Source organism: Clostridium sp. CCUG 7971, assembly GCF_017590215.1.
Lineage (GTDB): Bacteria > Bacillota > Clostridia > Peptostreptococcales > Peptostreptococcaceae > Faecalimicrobium.
In genome coordinates, this window is record NZ_JAFFPK010000001.1 from 16,994 (window position 1) to 34,380 (window position 17,387).

Genomic DNA, 17,387 nt, shown 5'->3' on the forward strand with positions numbered 1-17,387 from the left:
TTTAGCTTTTGCTTTTTATTTTATTGGATTTTTAAAATGAAGATCCATTTGTGGGTATGGAATACTTATTCCTTCTTCATCAAATTTATTCTTAACTTGTTCTAATAAATCAAAATGTATAGCCCAATAATTTTCAGTTTTACACCACACTCTAACTGCAAAATCAACTGAACTTGCACCATGTGCAGTTACACCAATAAATTTTTTAGGATCATCTAATATTAAGTCATGTTTATTTACTATACCTGTTAATACTTTTTTAACATGATTTATATCATTTTCATATCCTACACTAAACATTAAGTCAACTCTTCTTGTTTCTTTAGTTGAATAGTTTATTAAACTACCATTTGATAAAGCTCCATTTGGTATTAATATAACTTTATTATCTACTGTAGTTAAATTAGTATAAAATAATCCGATTTGTTCAACTGTGCCGCCATATATGCTAGTTTCTATATAGTCTCCTACCTTAAATGGTCTAAGTAAAAGTATTATAAATCCGCCTGCAAAATTAGATAAACTGCCCTGAAGTGCTAAACCTATTGCTACACCGGCAGAAGTAAGTATTGCAGCTAATCCTGCAAGCTTAAATTCCCAGTATCCAGCTATTATAGTAAATACTAACAATACTTTAAGGCCCGTGCCCATTAAAGATTCTAAAAATCTTATTAAAGTCATATCGACTTCTCTTTTTTCTAATAATAAAACGAAGTTTTTTACTAACTTTCTTATAACTTTAAATCCTATAAAAATAACTAATAGACCTATTATAAGCTTTATACTATTAGTTGTAATTACATCTATAATTTTATCAAAATTTTTACTAAAGTAACCTATAGTAAATTCTTTCATAAATAACCTCCCACTTACGTCTAATCTTTTCTATAAAATGTCTTATTTTATACTACACTAATTTACATTTTATGTCCATATTATAACATATATTACAAATATTCTTCAAAAATGGATTAGTTTTCTAAAAATCTACATAAAAAATTGCCTCTAAGTACAATTTTCATTTACATATTAAGCTTGTTTTCAAAATATCTTTCTAATAAACCTAAAAATGCTTTACCATGCCTTGCTTCATCTTTACACATTTCATGAACTGTATCGTGTATAGTATCAATTCCTAATTGCTTAGCTTTTTTAGCTATTTTTAATTTCCCTTCTGTAGCTCCGTATTCTGCTTCTACTCTTACTTTTAAATTAGCTTGAGTATCATCAACAACTACTTCTCCTAATAATTCAGCAAATTTAGCTGCATGTTCTGCTTCTTCAAATGCTTCTGGTCCTTGCTTACATACTGGACATATCTCTGGAACTGATTCTCCTTAATATATCATATGGTTTTAGTGTGAAACATTCTTTATTGTATATTTTATCTAAAAGTTTTTGGTTACTTTGTACATTTCCAGGAAAACATTTTTTTGATATTATTAAATTAATAAATAACTAAAAAATAATTTTAAAATAAGGGGGAGAATTATTATGGCAGAGGTAATTTTAAAAGATATATGTAAGTCTTATGATAATGGATTTAATGCAGTTAAAAACGTTAATATTAACATAGAAGATAAAGAATTTGTAGTTTTAGTAGGGCCATCTGGTTGTGGTAAATCTACAACTTTAAGAATGATAGCAGGTCTTGAAGAAATAAGTAGCGGTGAGTTATATATAGGGGAAAAAGTTGTAAATGAAGTTGATCCTAAAGATAGAGATATAGCTATGGTTTTCCAAAACTATGCATTATATCCTCATTTAACTGTATATGATAATATGGCATTCGCTCTTAAACTTAGAAAATTGCCTAAAAATGAAATAGATCAAAAAGTTAGAGAGGCTGCTAGAATACTAGACTTAGAAAAATTACTTGATAGAAAGCCAAAAGCTTTATCAGGGGGACAAAGACAAAGGGTTGCACTTGGACGTGCTATAGTTAGAAATCCTAAAGTTTTCTTAATGGATGAACCTTTATCTAACTTAGATGCTAAGCTTAGAACATCAATGAGAACTGAGATAACTAAATTACATAAATCTCTTGGTACTACTTTTATATATGTAACACATGACCAAGTTGAAGCTATGACAATGGCTGATAGAATAGTTGTTATGAAAGATGGTCTAGTTCAGCAAATAGCAACACCTCAAGAAGTATATGATATGCCAAGTAATATGTTCGTTGCAGGATTTATAGGGGCTCCTCAAATGAACTTTATAGATGTTACTTTATCTGAAAAAGATGGGGAAATATATGCTCAAAATGAAGTAATAAATATAAAGTTAAATAAAGGTGAATGTGCAACTTTATTAGAAAGAAATTATATAGGTAAAGAAGTTGTTATAGGTATAAGGCCTGAGGATATCCATATAGAAGATATCTTTATCGATAACAGTTTAGATAGTACTTTTGAAGCTACTGTTGAACTTGGAGAACTTATGGGTGCTGAAATATATGCTTACTTAAAAGCTGGTAAATATGATATAACTGCTAGATTTGATGGTAGATATAGAGTTAAGATGGGCGACAAATTAAAACTTGCAATGGATAAGCATAGAATCCATGTATTTGATAAGGAAACTCAACAAGCTATAAGATAATTAAAATAATTTTAAATTCCATATTAATTTAATAGAATTTAATGATATATTAAAGTAAGATGATTAAATCATCTTACTTTTTTGGATACAAGAAAATTATAATTTCCAACAGCTAAACTTGAGCTTTTTTACTAATTATACTTTGGGAGTGATTTTATGCAGGAATTAGCACATTTTTTCGAAAAAGAAACTAATAAACAAATTAATATCTTAGAATATAACCATCAAGAATTAAAAGACAATCAAGAGCTAGTTAGGTTTAATAATAAAACTTATATAATAGAAGTGACTAATAGGCTTATACTAAATAATATTAGTGGTTACTTCTACTTAATTTATCAACAAGATGTAGATTTTGATTCTTTAAAAGGAATATTATCCAATTTATATGAAGATATAAGTATTTTTGAATATAAAAAATATTTTGTAGTAAATTCAAAAATTAAATTAGATATTGATAAATCAACACCAGAAATAATAGAATCTGAAACATATCGAAATACTTTCATAATTTATATTGGTAAAATAGATAATTTAGAAATTTTTAATAATAGAATGTCTATATTAGATGAAGTTTTTCCTATTATAATTAACGATTCTTATTCTAAGAAATTTTTAGACTTACATGATTTGACTATATATAAAATTATTAATTTAATCGGAAATGAAAGATTCTATAATAATTTAATCGATTTCGAAAGTATAAAGAATATGGATGAGAACTTATTATATACAGGTATTAATTTTATAGAAAATGATTTTAATATAACTAAAACATCAAATTCACTATTTTTGCATAGAAATACATTAATATATCGACTTGAAAAAATAAAAGAAATATTAAATTTAGATTTAAAAAACTTTAGAGATTCTTTCGTATTCTATCTAAGCATAAAATCTTACTTAGCATATCATTTGTAAATTATAAAAAGGTTATTTTAATTAAAATAACCTTTTTATTTTATATTGAATTTATTTTATACTTCTTTTTCAAAATATCTATTTAATAAACCTAAAAATGCTTTTCCATGTCTAGCTTCATCTTTACACATTTCATGAACAGAGTCATGTATTGCATCCATTCCTAATTCTTTAGCCTTCTTAGCTAATTTTAACTTACCTTCTGCTGCTCCATATTCTGCTTCTACTCTCATTTTTAAGTTTGTTTTAGTACAAGAAGTCACTACTTCTCCTAACATCTCTGCAAATCTAGCTGCATGGTCTGCTTCTTCATAAGCTATTCTTGTGTATGCTTCTGCAACTTCTGGATGACCTTCTCTATCAGCTTGACGTGCCATTGCAAGATACATTCCAACTTCACTACATTCTCCAACAAAGTTGGCTCTTAATCCTTCAACTACTTCTTCATCTATATCTTGTCCAATTCCAATTCTATGTTCATCCGCCCAAGTTAATTCACCTTTCATTTCTTCAAACTTTTCTGGACCTACTTTACATATTGGACAAATTTCAGGTGGTGCCTCTCCTTCATGTATATATCCACATACTGTACAAACAAATTTTTTCATTATTTTTTCCTCCATACTACATTTCTTATTTTAAATATGTACTATTTTTATTTTATTTATAAGTAATATTTATTCTTTTATATTATTCCTTTGAAAAAATTATTTATACTCCTATATCTACCTCTTATTTTAATCATATTATGAATATTTTAATACTCATTACTGTACAATATATTTATCTACATATTTAATTTTTTAGGATTTAAATTTAAGGAGGAATAAATATGAGCTTTATAAGTATTTTACTTACTGCCTTTGCTCTTTCTATGGATGCATTTGCAGTTTCCGTAACTAAGGGAATAACCTTAAAAAACATAAATATGAAAATATCCCTTAAAGTAGCTCTATTTTTTGGATTATTCCAGGGCATTATGCCTTTTTTAGGATGGGCCGCTGGTATACGTTTTGAATCATACATAACTTCTATAGATCATTGGATTGCCTTTTTCTTACTGAGTTTTATAGGTTTAAAAATGATTTTTGATGCTAAGGAAGATGATAAACAAGTATCTTATGATACTAGATGTATAAATGATTTAAATAATAAAGAACTCATTGTTTTATCAATTGCAACTAGTATTGACGCCTTAGCTATAGGTGTTAGTTTCGCTTTTTTAAATATAGATATAATTCCAATTTGCTTAAGTATAGGAATAATAACTTTTTTAATGTGTTTTATAGGAGTTCTAATTGGCAAAAAATAGGTAATGTGTTTAAAAGTTATGCACAAATTGCAGGCGGAATAATACTTATATTAATAGGTTTAAATATATTAAATGAACATACAGGAATAATTTCTAATCTTTTCTAAAATTATTATTTTAATCGTTAGATTACTAGAGCTCTATTTTTATTAGTGCTCTATTTTTATTTAAGTTTTAAATCCAATATAATTTTACATACGATATAAAAATTAAGTAAATTACATAAACTATCTATCATAAGATAGGTAATGTAATTTACACTTTAATTATAAATTTATTAATTTACAAAAAGTTACATAATTTTTACTTTACTAATTTTAAAAAAAGAAATATAATATAGTAAAATAGTTATAAATCTAACTAATAATTTTTTGATTAATTTAACGGAGGTGTATCAGTGTGAGGAATATATTCAAAATATACAAAAAAGATTTAAAAGATATATTTACTAACCCTGCTCTATTGATAGTTATTATAGCTCTAGCTATCTTACCTTCTTTATATGCATGGTTTAATATCAAAGCGTCTTGGGATCCTTATGGGAATACCCAAAATATATCTGTTGCCGTTGTAAATAAAGATAAAGGTAATGAACTATCGGGAAAAAAGGTTAATTTCGGAAACGAAGTTGTTGACAAACTTAAAGATAACAAAAATTTAGGTTGGAAGTTTGTTGATAAAGAAGAAGCTTTAGAAGGTGTCAATAAAGGTACATATTATGCTTTTATAGAAATACCAGAAGACTTTTCTAAAGATTTAACGTCTATAATTACTGAAGATGTTAAAAAAGGAAAAATCGTATATACAGTAAATGAAAAAATAAATGCAATTGCTCCTAAAATAACTGATAAAGGTGCATCTACTATTCAATTAGAAGTTAATCAAACTGTTGTAAAAACTGTTAGTGAAACAATTTTTGATGTATTTAATAGTATCGGAGTAGAAATTGAAAATCAACTTCCTAAACTGTCAAATATAGAAAACTCTTTAATTGAAGTTCAAGGTAAATTTAAAGATATAAATAAAACTGTAGATTTAGCAGGTGACGCTACTTCTAAAATGTCAGATATTATAAAAGATATTCAAAAGGATGTACCTGCTATAAAAAATACATTAGTTAATTCTAAAACTTTATCAACTGATGTAAAAACATTCTTAGAAAATACAAAAGGAAGCTTAGATAATGTGGTTCCTATAATAAAAGACGATTTAAATATAATTAATAATGTATCATCTTCTGCATCTAACTCTGTTAAAGGTTTAATAGATGCAATTAATAAAGGTGCTGAAAATGCTCCTCAATTAGTTGATAGCTTATATGCTAAATTATCTAGTTTATCTTCTACAAATAAGACGTTAATAGACTTTTTAACTAAATTAGATAACATAACTCCAGGGCATCCTCTTAAAGGTGCTATAGACCAACTTACAGCTATTAATACAAAGATTAATACTGCTATATCTTCTTTAGATATAGTTAAAGGTCAAATTGCTTCTGGACAAAAACCATCATTAGATAAATTAAATTCTATATTAAAGGTTGCTAATGATATAAATAATATATCATCATCTTTACTAAATAACTTTGATTCACAAATTGTAAGGCCTGTGAATTCTATATTCTCACAAGGTTTAAATGTAGCTAATGATGCAATAAAGGTATTAGAAAATGCTGAAGCTAAGCTTCCTAAAGTCGAAAATATATTAAATACATCTTTAAAATTTTCTTCAAGTGCTAAAGATAATATCGCTTTTATAAAAGAAAAGTTACCTAAAGCAAAATCTCTTGTTGATGAATTAGTTACTGCTATGCAAAAAATTAACAATAGTGAAGATATGGATGAGTTAATAAACTTATTAAAACATGATGCTGTTAAACAAGCAGAGTTTCTAAAACAACCTGTTGATGTAGTTACTGAAAAACTATATCCTATATCAAATTATGGTGCTGGTATGACTCCTTTTTATACTGTACTTTGCTTATGGGTTGGTGTTTTATTACTTGTATCACTACTTTCTACAGAAGTTCATGATGAATATAAATCACTTGAAGTTTACTTTGGTAGAGGTCTTACTTTCTTAAGTATTGCCATAGTTCAGGCATTAGTTGTTAGTTTAGGTGATATATATTTACTAAAGGTTGATATATTAAATCATGGATTATTTATAGGTCTGTCAGTGTTTACCTCAATAGTATTTGTTGGCATAGTTTACTCTTTAGTTTCATTACTTGGAAATATTGGTAAAGCTGTTGCAGTTATATTACTTGTTATACAAGTTGCAGCATCTGGAGGTACTTTCCCAATACAAGTTACTCCTCAGTTTTTCCAAAATGTAAATCCATTCTTACCATTTACTTATGCAATATCAGCTCAAAGAGAAGCTGTTGCTGGAATTTATATGCCAAACTTAACTAAAGATATATATATACTACTAGCTTTCTTAGGAATATTTGTCCTACTAGCAACATTATTAAAAAAACCAATAAACAAACTTTTAACTCCTTTTAAAGATAGCTTTGGTAAAAGTGATTTAACAGGACATTAAAATTAAATTTTCTAAATATAAAAAACTCTTATGAATAATTTATTCATAAGAGTTTTTTAATGTATTTAATTTGAATTTCTATATACTCTCTTGTCTTATATTTTCTATTATATTTTCTTTGTTTATTTTTTTCATCGGTATATATGATGCTATAAAAGTTATAATAAATGTAGCTATTATACATATCCCTATAGCTTCCCAAGGAAGTATTAAGTTAAATTCTATTACTTCTGAAATGGTATTATTCATTATAGTGATAAGCCCAATACCTATTGGTATTCCATAAATTAATGATAATGTTCCATATAAGAAACTTTCTAAATATATCATTTTGTTAAACCCTTGAGGTGTAACTCCTATAGAACTAATTATAGCTAATTCTCTTTTTCTTAAATTTATATTTGTGCTTATAGTATTTACTATATTAGTTATGCTTACTAAAGATATAACAGATACAAATCCATATACAAATATTTGCATTGCCATATAGTTTTGTTTCATCTTTAATGCTTCTTCAGTTGAGTCTTGTACACTATACCTATACTTTTTTGCTATTTCTTTTATAGCATCTTTTGTATTTTTAACTCCATCAGATTCAATGAATATAGCATTTTTTTTAGGTTCATATCCTATATTTTTTGAAACTTCATCATATGTTATAAGATCTAACCCTGTACTTTTATATTCATTACGCCCTGTAACAAGATCATCAGTTATTGCCATTATCTTTACTTCAAATTCTTCTTTTATCTCTTCTTGAGCTTCTTCATTATAATATAATCTGTAGCCTTTTATAGTGTCTCCAACTTTATAGTTAGTTAAATTTAGCTCTGATTTTTTACCTTTTGACTCTTGATAGCTTGTATTTAATAGTATTACTCCGTTTTCAGCTATAGCACTTTCTTTATCAAAACTACCCTGTTTTAATTTTAAATTACTTATAGCTGTATCACCTGGTGAAATTATTTCACTATTAATAAATTCATATACATAATCATTACTTTTCTTAACTTTAGAGTACATAGATTCTACTAATCCTTTATTATCATTATTTATATTTTTTTCATTAATATTTAATGTAATATCACCGTAGTTCCATCTAGGAATTACAGAAAAGTCTTTTATTCCCTTAATATTTTTTATTTCATCAATTATATCATTATCTATTTTATTAGGACTATCATTTGATTCAATTAAAATATCATAAGTCATTTGTCCTAATCTTATAGAATCTGCCTTCATCATAATTTTCATATATCCAGAGAATGTTACAAATATTACTACACTTATGATTAATGAAAATAAAGTTATTCTAAACTTTTTCTTATTTCTTCTTAAATTTTTATAAGCTAATACTCCCTCAGTCTTGAAAATTAATTTAATTAATTTTGAGTTTTTTACCTTACCTATTTTATACTCTGAAGTATTTTTTATAGCATCTAATGGAGATACTTTAGCTGCATTTATTGCAGGTAGTATTGCAGATATAAATATAGTTATTAAAACTACTATCGCACTAAGTATTATAACTTTAGGATTATATACCACTTTTAATCCTAAATCTGCTATAAATGATTGAGTAAATAAACCATTTATTATTTTAAATACAAGATCTATTGCAAGTGTTCCTGCTGCTAAACCTATCGGTATAGCAATTATACTCACTATAAGCCCTTCTGCAAATACAATCTTCATTATTTGATTACTTGTTGCACCTATAGAATTTAATATCCCAAATTGCTTTTTACGCTCTCCTATTGATATACTAAATGAATTGTATACTGTGGCTACAGTACATATAATAACTAGTGCCGAAACCATTAGTACTATTTGTGATACGCCATTATTTATATTCTCAAATTGGCTTGCACCTAATAATCTTAATAAATGTTCATTATATATTAAGTTTTTATAATCTCCCCATTCATTTTTTTCTAGTTTGAAATTTGAGTTTTCTGCTATTTTAGGTACTATTTCATATACTTCTTTTGGGTTATTTATATTAATCGATAAATTTATAGGAGTATTTTTTTCTAATTTGTTTATATCCAAGTATGTTATAGCACAGCTAACTAAGTTCCCCGATTCAAATCCTGGATTTTCTATTATTCCAACAATTCTAAACTCTCTCTCTTTAGGATTTTTTATATATTCACCTTCACTTATCCAATATCCAGTTAATTTTTTCCCTTTAGAGTCAAATCTATCTCCTATTGATAATGTTATTTTATCTCCTACTTTATATTTATTATCCAAAGCTACTAATGCTTTTTCACTTAATACTATTTCACTATTATTTGTAGGTAATTTTCCTTCTTTTAATTTAATTTGAAATCCATTAAAAACATTTTTATCAAAAGCCTTTACCTCTAGTAAATTATTAGTACTTTTATTTATCTTTGAATATCCCAATTCACTGCTAAATCCAGACTTTTCAACTTCTGAAGATTTAGTAATATAGTCTAAGTTTTCTTTTTTAATATCATAAAAAGTTGCATGAAAATCCCCTGCCCTTTTAACAGTAGATTTCATTTCATAGTCCATTAAACTTGCATATATGTTCCCAATTCCACAAATAAGCGCAGTTGATAAAATTATTCCTATTATAGTAACTATCGTTCTTTTTTTATTTTCTCTTAAATATCTTAAAGTTAATGATGTATATAAATTCATTTATATCACCTCATCACTTTTTATAGTTCCATCTTCTATAGTTATAACTCTGTCAGCTTGAAGAGCTATATTATTATCATGAGTTATCATTATTAGTGTTTGATTGTATTTTTTTACTGATAACTTTAATAGTTCTAATATTTCCTTTGAATTTTTACTATCTAAATTTCCTGTAGGTTCATCTGCAAGGACTATTGCAGGTCTATTTATCAATGCTCTACCTATTGATGTTCTTTGCTGTTGTCCACCTGATAGTTGATTTGGTAAATGATTTTGTCTTTCATACAGTCCTAGTGTTTTTAGTAAGTCATTTAGATATTCATCTTGTATTTTTCTATTATCAAGTTCCGCAGGAAGTAATATATTTTCCTTTGCACTTAACACTGGTATTAGGTTGTAAAATTGATATATAAGACCTACGTTTCTTCTTCTAAATATTGATAAATCTTTAGTCTTTAGACTATATATATCAACCTCATTTATAAAAACTTTTCCACTAGTTGGCTTGTCTACTCCTCCTAATAAGTGAAGTAATGTAGATTTACCACTTCCACTTGGCCCTACTATTGCTACAAATTCTCCTTTATTTATTGATAAGTTAACATTTTTAAGCGCGTCAACTTTAGTCTCATCTTTTCCATAACTTTTAGTTAAATTTTCTACTCTTAAAATTTCCATATTTACCTCCACAAATTATTAACTTTATGCTTTTATTTTACAAACTTCACCTTACTAAAAAGTGAACTTTAAGGTGACATATTAGTCACCATAACTTTTATGGAAAGTTATATGAAACTCTGTTCCTTTATTTTTTTGACTTTTTACAAATATATCTCCATTTTGACTTTCTATTATTGATTTTGCCATAGCAAGTCCAATTCCTACACTTTCTTCTTTGCTACTACTTTTACCTCTATAAAATCTTTTAAATACATGTGCTATATCTTTTTTATCTATACCTTCTCCGCTATCTTTTATTATGATTTCTGCAAATAGTGGATTTTCATCATATTTTATTTCTATACTGCCATCTTTAGGAGTATGTTCTACACAATTTTTTATTATATTTAGTAATGCTTCTACTGACCAATCTATATCTCCTATATACTTTGCTGATGCTTCTCCATTTATCGTTAATACTTGATTTTTCATCTCCATTGGAATTAATATAGGCTGAATTGCTCTATTGATAAGATGTTCAATTATTACTTCATCTTTTTTAAAGTTTATAACCTTTGCTTCAACTTTTGATAGTTTTAGCATGCTTTTTATAAGCCAGTCCATTCTATTTAGCTGATTTTTTATTTTATCTAAAAAATCAAATTTAACCTCATTAGGTATGTCATCGTACATTAAATCATTTAATATCACAAGAGATGTCATAGGAGTTCTTAATTGATGTGATATATCTGATATTGTATTATTTAAAAATATCTTTTCATCTTTTAGAAGTTGAACTTTCTCTCTTAGTATAGTAGTCATCTTAATAAGTTCAGTTTTTAAAAGCCCTATTTGCCCCTCTTGGTTTATATTTACCATATTAACTTTTATTCCCTCCGAACTAAGATAAACATAATCTGTCATATCTTTTATATCTTTATATATTTTCTTAAAATATATTAGAACTAACATTAAAATAATAAAAAATATAAGAACTACAAATAAATTATTTATTTTTATAATATCATTTAAACTTTTGCTTATAATTGATTCCTTATTTAAATCTAAATTTTCATCGTAATTATATTTAGCTAGTATACTTTTACCTAATTCTATATTATTTTTATCCCTACCTTGAGTTATTATAGTTACTATATCTTTTTCTAAATCTGGATACTTATTTACTATATTCCCAATTATGGCTTGATTATTTTCAACTACACTGTTTTTTATTATATTTAACGATAGTATACTAACTCCAAATGATATAGTTATAAAAATAATAAATACCAATATATATTTTCTTAAAAAGCTTTTTATCTCCGGATTAAATATTAACATCATTTTCACACCCTACCCATTTGTATCCTAATCCTCTAACTGTAATTATCTTTTTTGGATTGGATGAATCGTCTTCTACCTTTTCTCTTAAACGCTTTATATAAACTGTAAGTGTATTGTCATTAACAAAATCATAAGTTACATCCCAAAGTTTCTCTAATATTTGTGTTCTGCTAAGAACTGTATTTTTATTTTGAATTAAAATTAATAAAAGCTTGTACTCAACAGATGTTAAAAATATTTCTTCATTATTTTTATAAACTCTTGCTTCAAGTGTATGGATACTTAAATCTCCAAATTTTAGTATCTTTTTGTTTTCTTTATTATATCCGCCTTTTCTTCTTAAAACAGCTTTTATTCTAGAAATTAACTCTCTAACTCTAAAAGGTTTTGTTATATAGTCATCTCCTCCAATATCTAATCCCATAACAATATTTACTTCTTCATCACAAGCCGTTAAAAATATTATTGGAACTTCTGATGTATCTCTTATTTCTTTACAAAGTTCATAACCTGTTCCATCTGGAAGGGTTACGTCTAAAAGAATTATACTATATTCATTATTATTAAGATTTTCTCTACCACTTTCTAAATTTTTTGATATATCTACATTAAATCCTTCTTGCTCTAGAGCATACTTAACACCAAAGGCAATAGTATTATCATCTTCCACCATAAGTACTTTTATCATAATTTTCTCCTTCTTTAAATCTATTTAAATATATTATACCTAAAATATTTAAATCTATAAAATTACATATTAGTCACATAAAAAAACAAGTTCTTAAAGAACTTGTTTTCATTAGTACTATTTTTTTAAATCATTTTCATAATGGTCATATTTATTATAATCATCTTCTTTATAGGCATTTTCATTTATCTTTATATCTATTTTATTATTTCCTACTTTATTTAATTTACTTTCCATTTCATTAACATCTGCATCTGGTGTATTTTCATCAGTTATTCTTCTTGAGTTAAATTCTTCTATTTTTTCTTCTAACTCATCTTTAGGAAAGTTTTCTTCGTTCACTTCTTCATAGCTTTCACAGCCACATTCATGGTCACATCCATATTCATCATAAGCATAAATATCATACTCTGAATCATCTAAATAATTTTCACTGTTTCTATTTTGTTTATATTTTTTTATCGCTTTATATGAACAATACGCTCCAACACCTGTTATTACTACACCAGAATATAATAACATTTTTTTACCTTTCTCTTCTGCTTCTCTTTTCACTTTCTTTTTAATTAAATATTTTATCATAGTAATTCTCCTTCTTAATTGTCATATATTATAGTTATAGTATTTCTATTATTTCAATAATAATTATATTATTTTTAATTTACATTTTTTTCATTTTGACAGAAAGGAGATTTATTTTAATGTATTCAACTTTATTTAATTTATTATTAAGTATAGCAAGTATAGTTATAAGTGTTGGAGGAGTCTATTTAATAAATTTTTTAAATAGCAAAATTGGATCAGAAAAAACAAAACACTATTATGATTTAGCTCAAAAAGTTGTTATGTCTATAGAGCAATCAAATCCTCAATTAGCTGGTATCGATAAAAAAGAACTGGCAATTAATAAATTAGTTGAGCTTTCAGATAATAAGATTACTACAAATCAAGCTGATATTTTACTCGAAGCTTCTGTTTATGATATAAAAAAATAATATTGAATAGATTATAAAACCTCAACATAAAAAGAGGTTTTATTTTATGTTTTAATAATAATATTGTTTTATCATTAGTATTGTTATATCATATATATAACAGTTATTTCGGAGGTGAAAATATGATTTTAAATCTAAATTTTAATAGTGATAAATCAATCTATACACAAATTTGTAATGAAGTAATTAAATCAATCGCTAAAGGTGATCTAAAAATAGATGAATCTCTTCCATCAGTTAGAAGTATGGCAGAAACTATAGGTGTTAACCTTCATACAGTTAATAAATCTTATAATGCTCTTAAAGATGAAGGATTTTTAAACATTGATAGAAGAAAAGGTGCAGTAGTTGCAACGCTTCCTATGAAAGAAAGTAATGAAACACTTGAAAAAAATAAGATAGACTTAGAACTTTTAATAGCTAGGTGCTATTTATCTGGTATGAACAAAGAAGAGTTTATGAATTTAAGTTCGAAATTATTTGATAGCTATGAGGTGAAATACAATGAGTAAAATTGGATCTTTAATGATGCTACTTCCACATTTAATTATTATATATCTGCTTTTTTATAATATGCAATCACTTACAGGAAACAGACAATACTTCGGTGTTTCTATAAATCAAGATTACATAGATAAAGAAGAATTTAAATCATTAAGTAAAGAGTATAAGAAACTTTTAAATATCGGTTTTTTATCTATATTTTTAATATGTTTATTTTTCATATTTATATTAGATAAAGCCTCTTTTGCATTTACATTTTTTATATTATCAGCAATTTCATATAATTTTTTAGTATATATTAGAATTCACAATAAAACTAAAGATTTAAAGAATAAATTATTAGAAACTTGCAAAGATTGTGATATAAATATATCTTCTAAATCAATAATAGATGTCAAATTTATAAATGAAAAAGATAAGATTATTAAAAAATTTAAATATATATACTTAATTCCAATATTTATAATAGTTATAATATCTATTTTTACTTTTATCAATTATCCTAAAATTTCAAATATGGTACCTATACATTGGAATTTTATGGGTATTGCAGATGGATTTATTGAAAAATCTTATATTAATATAATATTTTTAATACTTGCTCAGTTTGCACTAAGCATTTTATTATCATTTATATCTCTTAGTTCTATAAAATCTAGAGTAAGAGTAGATCCAGAAAATATAGAACAAAGTAGATTAGATAACATTAAGTACTTAAATAAAATTGGATATACTTTTTTGGTTGTTATATTTTCTATTAATTTAATTATTATAAACTCACTAATGGCCTCTATCTATGGACCAAATTTGAATATAGCAGTTTCAATATTAACTTTCTTAGTTACTATTTTATCTACTATTTATTTAATTTTTACTTATGTAAAATCTCCAAACTCAAAGTATACATCATCTTATAGCCCTGATGATGATGAGAATTATTGGATTTTGGGCTCTATTTACAATAATCCTAATGATCCATCTTTTATGGTTCAAAAAAGGTTTGGAATTGGATGGACTATAAATATTGCTACTCCACTTGGAAAAATATTTCTAGTAGCTACAATATTATTACTTATATGGCTATTTTTTGACTTTATTAATTCATTCTTTTATTAAGCAATAGTTAGCCTCTAAAGCTAACTATTGCTTTTTTACTACTTATTATTTACCCTTTGGTATCCACCTCTACTTATAGAAACATTTACTATCTTAAATAAGAATAACCCAACTAATAAATTAATTACTATAGCTGGTACTACAGCTATTAAAAATAGAGTTTCAAATGGTCCCGGTAAACCAACTAATACCTGAGCTGATAATAAAAATACACATCCACTTAATAATGTTCCTATTGGTAGCATTACTGATGCTACTATTAAATCTTGCTGTTTATTTTTTAAATTTTTTATAAATGGTAATTTATATAAAATATACATTAGCATGTATATTAAATTAACTGTAATTATTTTATCAACCATGTTAGGTACTTGCCCTGCTGGGAATTTAGTAGTCATTGCAGTAAATATTCCAGTTACTATTCCTGCAACTAAACATATTTTATAATCTTCTTTATTTAATATCATTATTATAAATAGCATTATAAGTGCCATATCTGGTTGCATTGGTAATCCTAAGGCTGGTGTTATTTGATGTAGTAATAGCCCCATAGCTAAAAGTATTGAATTTAAAGCTAATTTTCTTGTATTTGTTCTCATATTGTATCCTCCTAATATTTTGCAATTTAATAAATTTTTAATTTTCCAGTCTGACAAATCATTATCACTAAGTTCAAACTTTCATAACATTACCATCACCTACCTTTTTTTATAATAAAAAAACTCCGCCCTAAATTAATAGGACGGAGATTATCCGCGTTGCCACCTAGTTTATATATGGTAAAAAAATACACTTATACCATATATCTCTCATTTTCAGGTACCATCATACCCTATTCGCTATAACGTGCGACACACGGTAAAGTCTACTCTCATAAATATGATTTCAATTTACTCCTCTAAGGTCCATTCACTAAATTTTTTCTTGCTAAGATTCCACCATCCTCAGCTCTCTATATTGAATCTAAATTTAGTTACTCTTCCTTGTCAAAGGATTTATTATTTTAATAATATTCTAATATTTTCATATTGTCAACTATTAATCATTAATAATTTTATATTATTGTAAATGGATTTAAGTATATATCACTCTTAATAACATCTATTTCTTCAATATTATCTAAAAATCTTTTCATTACATCTTTAAAAATATCTTCTGTTTCAAAATGCCCACAATCTATTATGCACATCCCCATATCAATAGCATCTTGTGCATCATGATATTTTACATCTCCTGTTATTAATACTTGAGCTCCTTGCCTACACGCTTTTTTAACCATATCAGCTCCAGACCCCGTTACTACAGCTACCTTATTAATTGATGTATCTAAATTTCCTACAATTCTTATATGCTTCATATTTAACTTTTCTTTTATTAAGTTAGATAGATTTTCTAATGTAGTACTTTCATTTAGTTTACTAATTCTTCCCAGTCCAACAGAACTTCCTTTATTTTCAAGCTTATATAAATCATAAGCTACTTCTTCATAAGGATGAGAACTTATCATTTTACTTATTACTCCACCTAGAATTCTTTGAGGAACTATAGTTTCTATTTTAACTTCGTTTACAGACTCTATCATTCCTTCATTACCTATAAATGGATTAGAACCATCTAGAGGCTTAAAATTGCCTATACCTTCGCTATTAAAAGTACAATGGCTATAATTACCTATGTGACCTGCTCCAGATGCTCCTAAGGCGCTTTTTACTATCTCTACATGACTATTTGGAACATATACTGCAAGCTTATATAAAACTTCAGTATTTGTAACATCTAATATTTTAGAATTTTCAAATCCGATTACTTCCATAAAATAATCATTTAAACCATCATATGCTATGTCAAAATTCGTGTGCATAGAGTAAAGAGCTACATCATTTTTTATAAGCTTATGTATTAATTTTCCCTTTAAATCTGATGTATTTATTTTATTCATCTTTTTAAATATAAAAGGATGATGAGTGATTATTAAGTCTATATTATTACTAATAGCCTCTTCTATTACATTTTCATTAGCCTC

The 17,387-nt window shown here is 26.0% G+C and carries 15 protein-coding genes, 2 pseudogenes and 1 other annotated feature; of the genes and pseudogenes, 7 read left to right on the forward strand and 10 right to left on the reverse strand.

Annotation, left to right across the window (positions count from 1 at the left end):
- Positions 1–15: 15 nt before the first annotated feature.
- Together JWF52_RS00085 and JWF52_RS00090 are read right to left on the reverse strand one after the other, a co-directional pair.
- Positions 16–855 (reverse strand): mechanosensitive ion channel family protein, encoded by an 840-nt coding sequence (locus JWF52_RS00085; protein ID WP_208331342.1) that lies wholly within the window; start codon positions 853–855, stop codon positions 16–18.
- A 167-nt stretch (positions 856–1,022) separates the two neighbouring features.
- Positions 1,023–1,292, reverse strand: a pseudogene (locus JWF52_RS00090) (ferritin family protein); the annotation flags it as partial.
- A 202-nt stretch (positions 1,293–1,494) separates the two neighbouring features.
- Here JWF52_RS00090 and JWF52_RS00095 point away from each other — a divergent pair.
- Together JWF52_RS00095 and JWF52_RS00100 are read left to right on the forward strand one after the other, a co-directional pair.
- The gene (locus JWF52_RS00095) at positions 1,495–2,604 is read left to right on the forward strand and encodes an ABC transporter ATP-binding protein (protein WP_208331343.1); all 1,110 of its coding nucleotides are present in this window, start codon (positions 1,495–1,497) and stop codon (positions 2,602–2,604) included.
- 156 nt (positions 2,605–2,760) lie between these two features.
- Positions 2,761–3,525: a PucR family transcriptional regulator gene (locus JWF52_RS00100; RefSeq protein ID WP_208331344.1), complete on the forward strand. Its 765-nt coding sequence runs from the start codon at positions 2,761–2,763 to the stop codon at positions 3,523–3,525.
- Positions 3,526–3,581: 56 nt separating this feature from the next.
- On the opposite strand, the gene JWF52_RS00105 is transcribed toward JWF52_RS00100, so the two are convergent.
- Positions 3,582–4,133 (reverse strand): NADH peroxidase, encoded by a 552-nt coding sequence (locus tag JWF52_RS00105; protein WP_208331345.1) that lies wholly within the window; start codon positions 4,131–4,133, stop codon positions 3,582–3,584.
- Between the two features lie 224 nt (positions 4,134–4,357).
- On the opposite strand from JWF52_RS00105, the pseudogene JWF52_RS00110 reads away from it, so the two are divergent.
- Positions 4,358–4,944 (forward strand): annotated as a pseudogene (locus JWF52_RS00110) (manganese efflux pump MntP).
- Between the two features lie 292 nt (positions 4,945–5,236).
- Complete coding sequence (locus JWF52_RS00115) at positions 5,237–7,384, forward strand: YhgE/Pip family protein (RefSeq protein WP_208331346.1); 2,148 nt, start codon at positions 5,237–5,239, stop codon at positions 7,382–7,384.
- A 78-nt stretch (positions 7,385–7,462) separates the two neighbouring features.
- On the opposite strand, the gene JWF52_RS00120 is transcribed toward JWF52_RS00115, so the two are convergent.
- From JWF52_RS00120 to JWF52_RS00140, 5 genes are all read right to left on the reverse strand, one after another.
- Positions 7,463–10,057 (reverse strand): ABC transporter permease, encoded by a 2,595-nt coding sequence (locus tag JWF52_RS00120; RefSeq protein WP_208331347.1) that lies wholly within the window; start codon positions 10,055–10,057, stop codon positions 7,463–7,465.
- A complete protein-coding gene (locus tag JWF52_RS00125; RefSeq protein ID WP_208331348.1) occupies positions 10,058–10,735 on the reverse strand; it encodes an ABC transporter ATP-binding protein in 678 nt (225 codons plus the stop codon).
- An 81-nt stretch (positions 10,736–10,816) separates the two neighbouring features.
- Positions 10,817–12,061, reverse strand: a complete 1,245-nt coding sequence (locus tag JWF52_RS00130) for a sensor histidine kinase (protein ID WP_286183918.1) — start codon at positions 12,059–12,061, stop codon at positions 10,817–10,819.
- Entirely contained in the window at positions 12,045–12,749 is a 705-nt protein-coding gene (locus JWF52_RS00135) for a response regulator transcription factor (protein WP_208331349.1), read from the reverse strand. Before JWF52_RS00135 ends, JWF52_RS00130 begins: the two co-directional genes overlap by 17 nt.
- Before the next feature lie 117 nt (positions 12,750–12,866).
- Complete coding sequence (locus JWF52_RS00140) at positions 12,867–13,331, reverse strand: hypothetical protein (protein ID WP_208331350.1); 465 nt, start codon at positions 13,329–13,331, stop codon at positions 12,867–12,869.
- Positions 13,332–13,450: 119 nt separating this feature from the next.
- Here JWF52_RS00140 and JWF52_RS00145 point away from each other — a divergent pair, with 119 nt between their 5' ends.
- From JWF52_RS00145 to JWF52_RS00155, 3 genes are all read left to right on the forward strand, one after another.
- A complete protein-coding gene (locus tag JWF52_RS00145) occupies positions 13,451–13,744 on the forward strand; it encodes a phage holin, LLH family (RefSeq protein ID WP_208331351.1) in 294 nt (97 codons plus the stop codon).
- A 122-nt stretch (positions 13,745–13,866) separates the two neighbouring features.
- Positions 13,867–14,256, forward strand: a complete 390-nt coding sequence (locus JWF52_RS00150; protein ID WP_208331352.1) for a GntR family transcriptional regulator — start codon at positions 13,867–13,869, stop codon at positions 14,254–14,256.
- Entirely contained in the window at positions 14,249–15,364 is a 1,116-nt protein-coding gene (locus JWF52_RS00155) for a DUF5808 domain-containing protein (RefSeq protein WP_208331353.1), read from the forward strand. Before JWF52_RS00150 ends, JWF52_RS00155 begins: the two co-directional genes overlap by 8 nt.
- 38 nt (positions 15,365–15,402) lie before the next feature.
- On the opposite strand, the gene JWF52_RS00160 is transcribed toward JWF52_RS00155, so the two are convergent.
- Complete coding sequence (locus tag JWF52_RS00160) at positions 15,403–15,963, reverse strand: tryptophan transporter (protein WP_208331354.1); 561 nt, start codon at positions 15,961–15,963, stop codon at positions 15,403–15,405.
- A gap of 136 nt (positions 15,964–16,099) precedes the next feature.
- Positions 16,100–16,363, reverse strand: a binding site (T-box leader).
- 55 nt (positions 16,364–16,418) lie between these two features.
- Positions 16,419–17,387 (reverse strand): Nif3-like dinuclear metal center hexameric protein (locus JWF52_RS00165; protein ID WP_208331355.1); only part of this gene is annotated, 969 nt, incomplete at its 5' end.